Here is a 12,975-nt window from a genome sequence, read left to right as displayed (position 1 = left end):
TAAAGTTTTTTCTTATAATGTCTTCAAATTCAGATTACGCCAGAGAACTTTAATGCCGCCACCATCGTGTATTTGTAAAGCGATACGTCCTTGTCCGGCACCTATCTTCTCATCGCTGATATTTACCATTTCCTGACCATTCAGCCAAGTCTGTACGTTATCTCCCTGTACACGGATACGCATTGTATTCCAGTCACCCGGTTTCAGGATATTTTCTTTTTCATCCGGAATCTGTACTAACCAACCACGACCATATGATTCGTAAATACCACCGGTATCATTGCCTTTAGGAGCAACTTCTACCTGCCAGCCGTTAACCTTTACCCCTTCTTCGATAAATGAACGGAAGAACACGCCGGAATTACCGTCTGCCACTTGTTTAAATTCAACAGTCAAGTCAAAATCATCATAGTAATCGCGAGTTGCCAGATAGCCATATTGTTTATCCGGACCACTTTCACATACCAGTAAACCATCCTTCACATACCACAATTCTGTGCCATATTTTTCCCAACCAGCCAAATCCACGCCGTTAAACAAATTCACCTCTTTTGTTTTACGTGGAAGCTCTTTAATTTTGATATTACGGAACCATGCAGGATAACCGTGGTCCTGTAAACAAAGCACGCCTTTATGTGCCAAACCGTATTCAGGAGCATTCGCCCATTTTCCACTGTTTTTACGTTTGTGCCAGTCGTCTGACCAGGCATCAAATTCCACAGTCTTTTCACCGTTCATGAAATAAGTAACATGTCCGTTATCGAAGATGATTTTAGAGTTATTCCATTCTCCGGCTGGTTTTACTTTTATTGTTGAGAAATCAGGCAGATACATAGCATAATCCACGCCACAACGTTGCCAGTCTTCCAGTGGTTCTGCAAAATTCACATCATCAATCAGCTGGTATTCCGGACCCGTCACATAGGGCACTGCAAATTGTGGACGTTCTACCACATGATACAACATGCCGCTATTGCCACCCTGGGAAATTTTCCAATCCCAGGAAAGTTCGAAGTTTTCATACTGTTTGTCTGTTACGATATAACCGTTGGCATCATCACCTTTACCATCAGCCTGTATAGTTCCGTCTACCACTTCCCAGGGACCGGTCAGTGACGTTCCATTGTAATCTCTCCAACCATTCAGCGTTTTTCCATCAAACAGAAGTTCCCATCCTTCTGCCTTTTCTGCATCTGTCAATACATTTTGAGGTTTCTCCGCACAAGAGGACATCAAGAAAGCCAATGCCATCGAACATGTAAGGAGTAATCCTTTTTTCGGTGTTCCTGTAATTCTCATAATTTTTTGTTTTAATAAATAGTTCACGATATTAGAAATATTTCTCTCCCTGTTTACAAAAGATAGACACGCACATAAAAAACAGTACTTACGATTCTATCTATTTTTTTATTATTTTAACCAGCAATTCTCCATTTGATCTCATAATAAATAAAAAACCACTAAATACAAGCCTGTATATTTATATTTTATTCATTATATATCACCTATAAATTTAAAAATATTCATATCCGCAAAGATATAAATTATTTTAATAGTAGAAAGGCCATCACATTATGAATTATATAGAAAGCAATCTACATGTATAGATTTATGGTTGTTTCTCGGGCATATATTTCCAAAAACGGGCGGGCATATGCTGGCGATGCAATTTAGGATTGAGGCGTTCTTTTATGGCAATTGTGTTGAAATATTCTTTCCATAACTGCTGGAACAACTTTTCATTTTCATCCATCAGCTCCTCATTCAGCAGACCGGAAAGAAGATGTGCCTGCTTATCCTCGAAACGGACTTCAGTCACTTCCTGCAAATCATGATAGTAGCCATATTCGCGTTTCAGGTCATAAAGTAACCATTTCTGATCGGCAAAACGGTCTTTCAGATAAGGGACGACCAGAGAAATTACGTTATATATCGGTTCAACGGCTGCAAAATAAGTACCATCCGCAGCTTTCTGGAAACGCAGGAACTGCATGACACGAAGACGTTCATTCACGACCTTTTTACTGATTTTAGAAACTTCCAGCACATCGGAATCCCCAAAATTCAACTCGATAGAAGCCGGGGCATCCAAGGCTTTACGGATATAACGAAAAAGAAGTTTATCGATTCCCGGCAATTCGGATAACCAGGTGACTGTGATGAGAGAAAGAGCAGCCACAGATATCTTCTTCTGTAGCCCTTTCCAGACACGGTCTGCCTTTTGGTCATCCGTATAAACAGTAACCACTTCATCATAAAACAGAGGCAACGGCTCTCCTTCCCCCAGTAAAAGGTCGGGAAAACTACGGCGGGAATAGGCATCGAAGACTACAGTCAACAATCCTTCAAATGTTTTATCGTAAACAAAAATTGTCATTTCTTATTCCCCGAATTGAATGGTTAACTGGCGTTCATCCGTTTGTTTTTTACCCGTTTTCCGGATAAGCAGGCGCCGTACATTTTCAGGACTGACCTCATGTATCGTCTGCATCGGCAGCTCATGGCAGGTAATAAAATATTGGGCTTTCTTCATAACTACCCCTATTTTTTTCAACTGCTCCATTCCTAAACGCGAATAACGGCGGGAAACGACAATCAACTTAGCCGATTTGACACCGATTCCCGGAACACGCAATAGCATTTCATAATCCGCCTTATTTATATCCAGTGGAAATACTTCTGGATGCCGCAATGCCCATGAGAGCTTAGGGTCGATTTCCAAATCGAGGTCAGGATACGCATCATTTACAATCTCGTCCACCCTAAATTGGTAGAAACGCAATAACCAGTCTGCCTGATACAAACGGTTTTCACGCACCAAAGGAGGTTGTTTCAATGCAGGTAGACGATTATCATACTCATTTACGGGAATAAAACCGGAATAATAGACACGCTTCATCGTAGGACGTTGGTAGAGAGCAGACGAGAGATGAAGAATATCCTTGTCCGTATCCGGTGTTGCTCCGATAATCATCTGGGTACTCTGCCCGGCAGGGACGAAACGCGGGGCATGACGAAAGCGCTTCCGCTCCTCGGCACTTTGCAGAACCCCCTGTTGGATATAACGCATCGGCTGAAAAACACTTTTAAAATCTTTTTCCGGAGCAAGCAATTGCAGGCTTTTTTCGTTCGGAATCTCTATATTCACGCTCATACGGTCGGCATAAAGCCCCGCTTCATTTACTAATTCCTGACTGGCACCGGGAATACTCTTTAAGTGAATATATCCGTTGAAGCGATAAACAAGCCGTAAATCCTTCACTACACGAACCAGCCGCTCCATAGTATAATCGGCATTTCGTACCACCCCCGAACTAAGGAACAGCCCTTCTATATAATTACGGCGATAAAATTCAATGGTCAGATTGACCAACTCTGTTACGGAAAGAGTAGCACGGCGAATATCATTGCTCCTTCTGTTGATGCAATAAGCACAATCGAACATACAATAATTCGTGAGCATGATTTTAAGTAGAGAGATACACCGTCCGTCTTCAGCAAAACTATGGCAAATACCCCACCCGGCTGCACTTCCGATACTGCCGCTTTTATGCTGGCGAGAGGTTCCGCTGGAAGCACAGGAAACATCATACTTAGCTGATTCCGCCAGTATTTTCAGTTTTTCGAGTACGCTATCGTCCATAATTTTATCAGGATTTCCAGACAAAAATACGGATTATACACCGGATTCACCTATAAAGGCTCTCGTATTTTCTATAGAAAATTGTTAGCAGAATAAAACCCAAAAGGGCAAACGGAACACCGGTCAGCGCCGGATACCGGTAACCGGCCTGCAATACCAACCCGCCGGTATAAGCCCCAATTGCATTTCCAAAATTAAAAGCGACCTGCACACTTGCGGCACCCAACAATTCTCCCCCTTTCGCCACACGGATAATCGATATTTGTTCCGGACTGGATACGGCAAACAACCCTGCTGTACAAAGCGCCATCAGGATTGCCGAAGCCCAGGGGTTCGGGGAAAAGAAAAAGATTGCCAATAAAACAAGACAGATAAGCCCTTGAACCGTAGCGCCTACCTTTCCGGGTGTATAACGGTCGGAAAGACGCCCGCTTACCAGATTTCCGGCAACCATACCGAAACCGGACAACACCATCAACGCCGTGATACTTTCCGGTCGGAAACCGGACACGTCTGTTAACAACGGAGTTACATAACTATACCAACAAAAAACACCTCCGTTGCCCAATGCCGTAGCTCCTAAAATAAGCCACGGAGCCGGTGTTTTCAGAAAACGGAATTGCCCTTTAAATCCGGTATCTTCCAATCCTTTCACATGAGGGACCCATCGCCATATATAATAAAGAATAAGAATACCCCAGCATCCGACAAGCAAAAACGTAACACGCCATGAAAGCGCACTGCTCAAAGACGTACCTAAAGGTACACCGAATAAATTTGCGATTGTCATTCCGGCAATCATTATCGATACCGCCTCGGAACCTTTTCCTTTATCCGCCAGTCTTTCCGCTACAATAGAACCAACTCCGAAATAGGCACCATGAGGTAATCCGGAAACAAAACGGGCAATCAGCAATACCCAATAATTAGGAGCTGCCGCCGCACAAATATTTCCCACCATAATAATAGCGACCAACACTAACAGAATATGTTTCAACGGATGCTTACGGGCAAGAATAAGTGCAGGCGCACCAACACATACCCCCAAAGCATAAGCTGAAATCAAATGACCCGCCATAGGAATACTTACTCCCAAATCTTTAGCTATATCGGGCAATATACCCATCATGACAAACTCGGCAATACCCAAACCTAAGGTTCCGAAAGCTAAGGCTATAAGACTCTTTTTCATTTTGTCCAACTGTTTACGGGCTGCAAATTTAATCAGTTTCACAATAAAGTGTATTGATATACACTTTTAATTCATCCAAACTCCATCTTTTAGATTATAAACTTTCGGAATCAAAGAAATAGCCCACTGCTTTATCCGATTTACTATCTTTGCAACTCATATAATTGACTGCATACAATTATTAAAAATGAAACAGGCACTATCTATCAAGGGGTACAACAATGAACTCACCATTGTTCTTCCACAGGAAAAAATAAATTACTTTGCTTCAGAAAACGAAAAAATAAGCAAGATAATCAACTCGGCAAATATTTCCATTATCGGAAATAACAACCATGTGACCTTGCATTTCGACTCAGAAGAAAGTGCAGAAGATATACTGCTCGGCGGAGGATTCCTCCTTATCGTGAAAGGTGACAACAATACAGTAACTATTGGAAATCTCATTCTAAGGTACTCTGCTATTTTAGGCATGACCGGACTTAAACTTATCATAGGACAATTACCGGGATTGGGAGCCGGAGTTTCACGAAAAGCGGACAATTGCCAGGTGAATATCGGAAAAAGGGTCGTAATCAATGGAGCAACAATCTATTTGCAGGAAGACAATTCATCCGTCAGCATAGGCGACGACAGCCAACTAAGTTGGGGCATCGACATATGGTGTACGGATGCACATACGATAACTGATTTAGAGGGGAACCCGCTGAACTTTGCACAAGGGATAGAGATAGGTAAACATGTATGGATAGGGAAGGATGCTAAAATCGGCAAAAATGTAAAAATAGCGGACAATAGCATTGTAGGTTGGGGAAGCATCGTCACCCGAAAATTCGACGAACCGAATGTCATCATAGCGGGAATTCCAGCCAAAGTCGTAAAACGGGGAATAAACTGGGACCGCAAATGCATCAATAAATATAGTAAAGAATAAGGATTCTATCGGAAAAGAAAATTTCAAAAGATGTTACCTGAGAATATACCCGTACATAACCTGGACGAAAGCGACTTTTTCGTTATTGAAGCCATAGAAAACTGTGAAACACAGAATTTTAATGGCGTACACCGCCATAACTTCCACGAAATCCTGTTTTTTACAGATACAGAGGAGGATGACGTACAGAGTATCGATTTTATCGAACATCATTTGCAGCCCAACCAACTTTACTTGTTAAGACAGGGACAGGTACACAAAATGCAGCTTCACCGCCAACAGGGATACCTTTTTGCTATCAGTCCGAAATATTTCGACCGGATGGATTTACGGATGGAAGGCAGCATCGGTTACGATTTTCCTTCTGTGATATCCCTCAACAAAGAAGATATTCAGCCGGTACGGCAGCTGGCTGCACTCATTTTCGATGAGTTTTACGAAAAAAGAAGAAAAGAAATCCTGGATGCTTATATGCATGCATTCTTCACTTTACTAATGTCTTCATATGCAGGGAGAGGACAGGCTGAAGAAATGGATATACGGGTCAAACGTTTTCTTGCCTCAGTCGAAAAGTATTTTACAACAGAACGTTCTTCCGGATTTTATGCCCGCCAAGCATCCTTAAGCTGTAAAAGATTGAATGAACTTATCAAACAGGCACTCGGTAAAACCGTTATCGAGGTGATACACGAGCGCCTGCTGTTAGAAGCTAAAAGGCTCATCTGCTATGAAGAATTGTCCTTTAAGGAAATAGCATTCAAACTCGGCTTCAAAGACGCTTCTTATTTTACCCGCTTCTTCCGCGGACAGAGCGGAATGACTCCCGAACAATTCAGGCAGTCGCTATAACCCGGCGTCCTTTTCCGGTAGAAAGCAGCAAAAAAGAGGCAAAAGAACAGAAAAATATACCGCCCATCATCGGTATTACCGAATCATTCTGCATATAGCTGACCGCTGCCGACAACAATCCTGTGAAAAACAATTGCAAAAACCCCATAAAAGCAGAAGCCGTACCGCTATCGTCCGTAAAATAAGACAGTCCCAAAGAGGTCGTAGCCGGAAGCAACAAACCTACCGGAATCAAATTAAGGAAAATCAATACCAGCATGGGAATAACCGGGCTACCGGCTACCGCACAACCCAATAACAACAGATTCAGGAGAAGCTGGACTCCAATCGTATAACGCACCAACCGTTTTAAAGAAGTGAACTTCAACAGGAAATCGATGATATAGGTTCCAAATAACAAGCCGATGGCATTGACTGCAAAAATGAAACTGAATGTATCGCCGGAGAAGCCCCCTTTTTCCATTATAAGATAGGGAGCATTGGATACATATACCATCAAACTGCCGTAAGCCATACAACCGATAATGGTATATATCATAAAAGGCATATTGGCCGTAACCCGTACATAACTTTTCAGCAGGCTGCCTACGGAAAAAGACGGTTTAGGGGCTACAGGGGAAACAACCGCCTGCTTCTTTCCCGGCAGAAACAAGGCCACCAATAAAATACTTAAAACGCCCAACAGGCTCGTCGTATTGAAAATGCCATGCCAATGCCAATATTTCAACAAAAGGTTTCCCAATGTAGGAGCGACAATCGGAGCGACTCCCGATATAATAGTTAATAGGGAAAACACTTTTGTCCGGTACCTGTCATCAAACAAATCATTCACTATGGCACGTCCGATAACCACTCCGGCACAACCGCCGAACGCCTGAAGAAAGCGTATTACCCAAAGCTGATGGATCTGGTTCGCATAAATAGAGGCAAGGGAACTAAGGGTAAAAAGAATCATAGCTATCAATATCGGTTTCTTTCGCCCGTACTGGTCGGAAAGAGGCCCCCAAAACAATTGTCCCAAAGCAAAACCTGCAAGAAAAACAGAAAGAGAGAGTTGCACTTCACTTAATTCCACCTGCAAATTATCCGCTATATCCTTAAATGCCGGGAGATAAAGGTCTATACTAAGCGGCTCGAGTGCTGCCAGCAATGAAAGTACCAGCACTATTATTTTCATTTTCTTATCCATATCATTTTCTTTATTAAACGCCGCAAAAGTACGGGCTTCCTTCCAAATGCCGTTTATCTAATCCGCACATTGACTGGTACAATCCGGAACATTTGCCTATCTTTGCGTAATACAGACAAATAGAAAATGGAGCAACAGGAAAAATACAGTTATGAATATCCGAGACCGGCAGTCACGACAGATTGCGTAATCTTTGGTTTTGATGGCGGAGAGCTGAAAGTGCTTTTGATAGAACGTGCGATCGAGCCTTATAAGGGATGCTGGGCTTTGCCGGGCGGTTTCCTCGAAATGGAAGAAAGTGCGGACGATTGCGCGCGCCGTATCCTTCAAAAGGAAACAGACTTAACCAATATTTATCTGGAACAGCTCTATACTTTTTCCGATATTAAACGCGACCCTCGTTTCCGGGTGGTCAGCATCGCCTATTATGCCCTGGTAAAAATGTCCGATTTCCAAACGAAGGGCGGAATGGATACCAGCAATATCAAATGGTTTAATCTTTCGGAAGTCCCGGAACTGGCTTTCGACCACAACCGTATTCTGGCAACTGCCCAGGAACGCCTGAAAGGTAAAATCAAATACCAACCGATTGGCTTTGAATTATTACCGGAACGTTTCACCCTTCCAGACCTGCACCGTCTCTACGAAATTGTCTTGCAAACACAACTGGACAGGAGAAACTTCCGAAAAAAAATGCTGAGTTTCGGATTGCTTGTCGACTTGAACGAGGTTAAGCCGGATGTCCCGAACAGGGCACCTAAAATATACCGCTTCGACAAACAAAAATATGAGGAGCTAAGCCAAAAAGGATTTTATTTTGAATTATAATCCGCCAGTGCATGTTTTAACCGATACAGGCAAATAAGCAGGTGGGCATCCTCCAGTTGTCCGGCATGCGCATACAGCTCATCCAAGTCTACCCATGCCAGTGAATCATCCGGTTCATTCAACCAGACTACATATGGATAAACCTGTTCCGGGGTTATGCCTACCGACGGAAAATATTTTTCACCCAGCCTGAAGTAACGGATAACAGACGATCTTCCGATTTTCAATTCTTCCATATACCGGTACAACGCACTAAAATCGCCTATTTCTTTAGGCAACCGCCATGCCGGAACAGTGATCAAAGAACTGTTGCCACCAAACAACTGCGGAACAGGCAGGTCGCGCACTTCCAGACCGACAAAAATATGCCCGCTCACCCGGCAAACAGGAAATGTAATCAAGGTATTGGCACTGAAAGATGCCGGATATACATATTCCAAAGCAACTTTACTGTTCCAAGCTCCTGTTTCCACAAAATGGGCACGACCGACCGATAAAAAGCCTGCCGGATTTTCACTGTGAATAAATAATTCAGTATGCCGTTTCAACAAATCCGGCAAAGTTACAGAAGAAAGAGATGTCTCCTCTTTTACCGTTATCTTTTCTCCCAGCCATTTAGGTAAAGATATAAGGTAAAGTTGAAATAAACGGTAAATATTCAACTCCAAACGGGCCTCTGCCAAAGCGCCTGTTTGTGCCGTATTCAATAACTGCGCAGCATCATAAGGCTGTAAAGAACCGAAATCCTGAAAACCGGGAATACCGTTCCTCAACGGAAAAACACAATCCGGTTTTTCCGTTAACGCAACCAAAAAAGCATTGACCTTCTCACAAATACCTGCCGGAGATGTATAATAACTTAATGATTGCTCAATACCCGCATACTGTTCTTCGCCAATCCCGAAACGTTCCTTCAACTGTTGCTCTATATTATCTGTGGTTCCAATCGCAAGTCCTTCCGGTATGTATCCTCCAAAATATTTCCCATCAATCACAGTAAGTCCGGTATGGAGATTTGCCAACGGACGGGGATAACCATGACGGGCCAACACCGTCAACCGATTTCCCTCCCGGGAATACAATAAAAAATCAGTAACCTGTTCGGGACGCTTTACAATATCATAAACCTGTCCTGTCTCTTTATGCCGGAAAGATACAAAGTTTAAATAAGGAGTTTCCAGTAAAGGCAAATGCCGGACTAAACGGATATCTTTCCCAGTACTCACTTTTTCTCCGGCTATCAAATAATTTGTAGGAGGAAACCCCATTTCCTTTCCGGATAAATCATATAAAGCAAAACGTCCTTTATACCGATTTTCTATAATCCAGGGGTTATAAATAGGAGCAGACAGGATAATACGTAGACCCAGACTCCGAAAAAGGTCTTCAAACTCCCGTTGAGTCAGATAACCATACTCTTCCTGTAGCTCTATATCCCAATTTCCATAATAATCTTTCCGCCGAATAAATTCCACAGCATCCGTATAAAATAACCGGAACCTCCGCTTTCCTTCTTCCTGTGGTTCCAATTCTTCTACCGGGAAACCTTGTTCTGTTGCCGGAGCAAGGCTACGGGCTGTCTTTGCAAAAAGCAAAAGCAAATCGCTGTCGGATGGTACATTTCCACCTCCGGTAGCGGAAAGTTCCAGGATAACCTCTTTTTCTTCCGGCTTCACAAAATCACGGACAACTAAAATGCCTCTTTCTTTCAGCAATTCCGATTGGCGCCGTAACGTATTCAATGCACGATTCGTATCATACCCGTTATAAGACGTTATATGATGGATTGCAGAACAATTAAAAAAGCCGTCTACCGAATCTTTCTCAAAACTATCCAGTGCCTCACCATCATCCATGCGAAACGAAAGATTAGGCAATTGGTATTGTTTACGGGCAATCTCCACCATTTTGGGATTGATATCGACCCCGATAACCTGCAAATCAGGAAATAACCCGGCAAGAATAGCAGTACTTGTTCCTGATGCCATGCCGACATCCACAAGGATATTTCCTTTTTCCGGTGCAAAAAAGACACTGGCCGAAGCCACCTTTTCGATGGATATGGCATCCATTGCTTCCAGATACTGCCTATAGTCCTGTTTACCGCCACGATCCTGAGAGGCATAATTAGAGTTCATCCGTTTTTACTTTAGAGTAAAACAAATGTACAGATTATTTTTTCATTTCCACCAGGTTGGCTACTTCTTCTGCAATTCCGACAGAAACAACCGAACCGCTATTAAAATTCAAATAATCAGATTCAATGCCGTCACTGAATATGACACCGCCGGCCGGCATGAATGATTCAATCCGCAACGGATGCCTCCGGTCTATTAGTCCTACCGATAGCCCGGTCTGCGTCCGCAAGCTCCGAAAAGGTTCGCGCACAACAAATAACAACTGTTCCTCTTTTAACTTCGGATGTTTAAGCGTCAGATTCTTCTCGAACAGCCCTGCCACCCCGTATGCCATATTAAAAACAGAACTCAGCCAACCGGTCGAACCGGCCCGGGTCGATATAATGATTCCGCTTGATGAATGTTCTTCCGTTTCATTCCCATAAGAAATCCGGTAACGGGCGGATATATGTGAAGCGGCTCCGATAAACAAATCATTGAATGCCAATAACCGTTGTCCGTCATTCAAACGGGCTTCCGCAAAATTTACTTTCCGTAGCTGACAGGTTCCGGCCATTACCTCCTCCACTCCCCGCTGGAAATTCGTTACATCAAACGGCAGCAGTACCCCATCGTAACGTTCCGGGTCCGGATTGACGGCTACGATAGGAACTCCCCTCGAATATTTTGCCGTATTGGCAACCAACCCATCCTGTCCTATGGTTACGATTACATTCTTTTCCGAAAATATATAAGAAGAAAGAAAAGAACGTTCCACAATCTTGTATTTGATAACTTTCGAAAGGCCGGCCTGTAATTTATGCAACGAATCATAAAAGATAGCATCTTCCTTCTCGTAATCATTAAAATCACCTCCTTGCCTTTCGATATAAAACCGTGCCTGAGACTTTGTATTGAAGCGTTCAATCAAAGCCTCAAGCCTGGTTTTATTCTTTATCAGAATTGCATATTCCACATGCATACCTTTATTCATTTTTAGGTTTCAACAAATTTTCCAGCAAATCCGGCGTGATATTCAGATTACCTATCTTCCCGGCATTTTCAGCAAGTTCACGGAAAGCAAGAGCGATATTGTTTCGCGGGTCGAGACTACCGGTCAAAGCGGTCAATAAACGCCAATCCATTTCTTTATACGGTTTCAAACGTACCTCCAACTGGTATCCTTGGGCCTCCGCCTCTTTCTTATCATTTTCCGTTTTACGGGTTATCCATGTTTTACGCTGGTCTTCTATCGCAATATCCGCTTCCAGGTTCATTTCACGCAGCTTACGATTATTTTCCACCCGCTGCACCTCCGATTCCATTCGTTTTTCATCTATTTGTTTCTGCTTTTCCTCTACTGCTATTTCGGTATTCAGTTCCGATTCCCTGATTTTCCGTTCTTGCTCCACTGCAAAATTACGGCGTTCATAGATAGCACGGTCTGCATCCTGCTGAAGCAGTTCACGCGTTTCCGTTTCAAGCGCTTTAGCCATTTCCGGAGTAGCCTGCACCGCCAACACATTGGCCCCGAGTATCTCTATTCCCAGCATGCTAATGGCAGGTGATGATTTCAATCCCTCTAAAATACGATTTTCAATTTCTTTAGCAGAACGGATCGCCTCTTTCAAACCGGTATCGTGAATATAAGAAGAAGTAGACGTCTGCGCTTCATTTATTATCCGCTGGTTCAGCTTTTCAATATCGTTCTTTTTATATGCACCGGAATCCGTAACAGTAAAATCCAACACATCCGACAGCATTTGCGGATTACTGATTTTGTAGCTTATTTGTCCCTGGATAGATACCGACTGGTAATCGTTTGTCGATTCCCTGAAAATAAAAGGCAAATCATTACTACCCATCGGAATGGCAACAATAGAACTGTTCGGTACAAAATAATAGAATGACAAACCACGTCCCTCTCTGTTGACTCTTCCATTCTTGAAATGGAAAACATAAGTCATCGAATCAAATTTAATGTGCTTAATACCTAACATACCTCTTAAAATTTAAATGGTTAATACTAAACCTTACCTATTGCGTAATATTTACACACTACAAAGAAATGAAACTTATTTTACCTCTCCAAATATCTTGCGTACTTTTTACGCATACAATCAAATATCCCTTTATAAACCGACTGGTCAAACAGAGAAACTGCAAAAAGCGTCCGAATAAAATCATAACTATGGTTTTTCCAATAGGGATGTGTCAAAAGCA

General features: G+C 42.8%; 11 protein-coding genes. 3 read left to right on the top strand and 8 right to left on the bottom strand.

The annotated features are described in order from the left end of the window. Nucleotides 1-12: 12 nt before the first annotated feature. The 4 genes from ACGE0T_RS02085 to araJ all read right to left on the bottom strand — a co-directional run bounded on the left by ACGE0T_RS02085 (nucleotide 13) and on the right by araJ (nucleotide 4,871). Nucleotides 13-1,251 (bottom strand): 3-keto-disaccharide hydrolase, encoded by a 1,239-nt coding sequence (locus ACGE0T_RS02085; protein WP_459190399.1) that lies wholly within the window; start codon nucleotides 1,249-1,251, stop codon nucleotides 13-15. Between the two features lie 358 nt (nucleotides 1,252-1,609). Then, nucleotides 1,610-2,377: a TIGR03915 family putative DNA repair protein gene (locus ACGE0T_RS02080; protein ID WP_459188902.1), complete on the bottom strand. Its 768-nt coding sequence runs from the start codon at nucleotides 2,375-2,377 to the stop codon at nucleotides 1,610-1,612. Between the two features lie 3 nt (nucleotides 2,378-2,380). Beyond that, the gene (locus ACGE0T_RS02075; protein ID WP_459188901.1) at nucleotides 2,381-3,643 is read right to left on the bottom strand and encodes a putative DNA modification/repair radical SAM protein; all 1,263 of its coding nucleotides are present in this window, start codon (nucleotides 3,641-3,643) and stop codon (nucleotides 2,381-2,383) included. A 46-nt stretch (nucleotides 3,644-3,689) separates the two neighbouring features. After that, complete coding sequence (gene araJ, locus ACGE0T_RS02070) at nucleotides 3,690-4,871, bottom strand: MFS transporter AraJ (protein ID WP_459190398.1); 1,182 nt, start codon at nucleotides 4,869-4,871, stop codon at nucleotides 3,690-3,692. A gap of 151 nt (nucleotides 4,872-5,022) precedes the next feature. Between araJ and ACGE0T_RS02065 the strand changes: the two genes are divergently transcribed. Both ACGE0T_RS02065 and ACGE0T_RS02060 read left to right on the top strand, forming a co-directional pair. Continuing rightward, complete coding sequence (locus tag ACGE0T_RS02065; RefSeq protein ID WP_459188900.1) at nucleotides 5,023-5,769, top strand: acyltransferase; 747 nt, start codon at nucleotides 5,023-5,025, stop codon at nucleotides 5,767-5,769. A 30-nt stretch (nucleotides 5,770-5,799) separates the two neighbouring features. Continuing rightward, nucleotides 5,800-6,618 (top strand): AraC family transcriptional regulator, encoded by an 819-nt coding sequence (locus tag ACGE0T_RS02060; RefSeq protein ID WP_459188899.1) that lies wholly within the window; start codon nucleotides 5,800-5,802, stop codon nucleotides 6,616-6,618. Here the strand turns inward: ACGE0T_RS02060 and ACGE0T_RS02055 are convergent. Continuing rightward, nucleotides 6,602-7,807 carry a multidrug effflux MFS transporter gene (locus ACGE0T_RS02055; protein WP_459188898.1) on the bottom strand — a complete coding sequence of 402 codons (1,206 nt, stop codon included), beginning with the start codon at nucleotides 7,805-7,807 and terminating at the stop codon, nucleotides 6,602-6,604. The genes ACGE0T_RS02060 and ACGE0T_RS02055 overlap by 17 nt on opposite strands. Nucleotides 7,808-7,933: 126 nt before the next feature. Between ACGE0T_RS02055 and ACGE0T_RS02050 the strand changes: the two genes are divergently transcribed. Continuing rightward, nucleotides 7,934-8,635, top strand: coding sequence for an NUDIX hydrolase (locus tag ACGE0T_RS02050; RefSeq protein ID WP_459188897.1), 702 nt, complete (start codon nucleotides 7,934-7,936; stop codon nucleotides 8,633-8,635). Here ACGE0T_RS02050 and ACGE0T_RS02045 read toward each other — a convergent pair. Genes ACGE0T_RS02045 through ACGE0T_RS02035 form a run of 3 tightly spaced genes read right to left on the bottom strand, consistent with a single transcriptional unit; the run spans nucleotide 8,620 to nucleotide 12,752 of the window. Then, entirely contained in the window at nucleotides 8,620-10,773 is a 2,154-nt protein-coding gene (locus ACGE0T_RS02045) for a methyltransferase domain-containing protein (RefSeq protein ID WP_459188896.1), read from the bottom strand. The genes ACGE0T_RS02050 and ACGE0T_RS02045 overlap by 16 nt on opposite strands. Nucleotides 10,774-10,807: 34 nt before the next feature. Beyond that, entirely contained in the window at nucleotides 10,808-11,746 is a 939-nt protein-coding gene (locus tag ACGE0T_RS02040; RefSeq protein WP_459188895.1) for a diacylglycerol kinase catalytic domain-containing protein, read from the bottom strand. Beyond that, the gene (locus tag ACGE0T_RS02035; protein ID WP_459188894.1) at nucleotides 11,739-12,752 is read right to left on the bottom strand and encodes an SPFH domain-containing protein; all 1,014 of its coding nucleotides are present in this window, start codon (nucleotides 12,750-12,752) and stop codon (nucleotides 11,739-11,741) included. Before ACGE0T_RS02035 ends, ACGE0T_RS02040 begins: the two co-directional genes overlap by 8 nt. Nucleotides 12,753-12,975: the final 223 nt, after the last annotated feature.

The organism is Parabacteroides sp. APC149_11_2_Y6, from assembly GCF_054506995.1.
The sequence above is the reverse complement of the archived record's forward strand: the minus strand, read 5'-3'. Positions and strand labels throughout refer to the sequence as shown.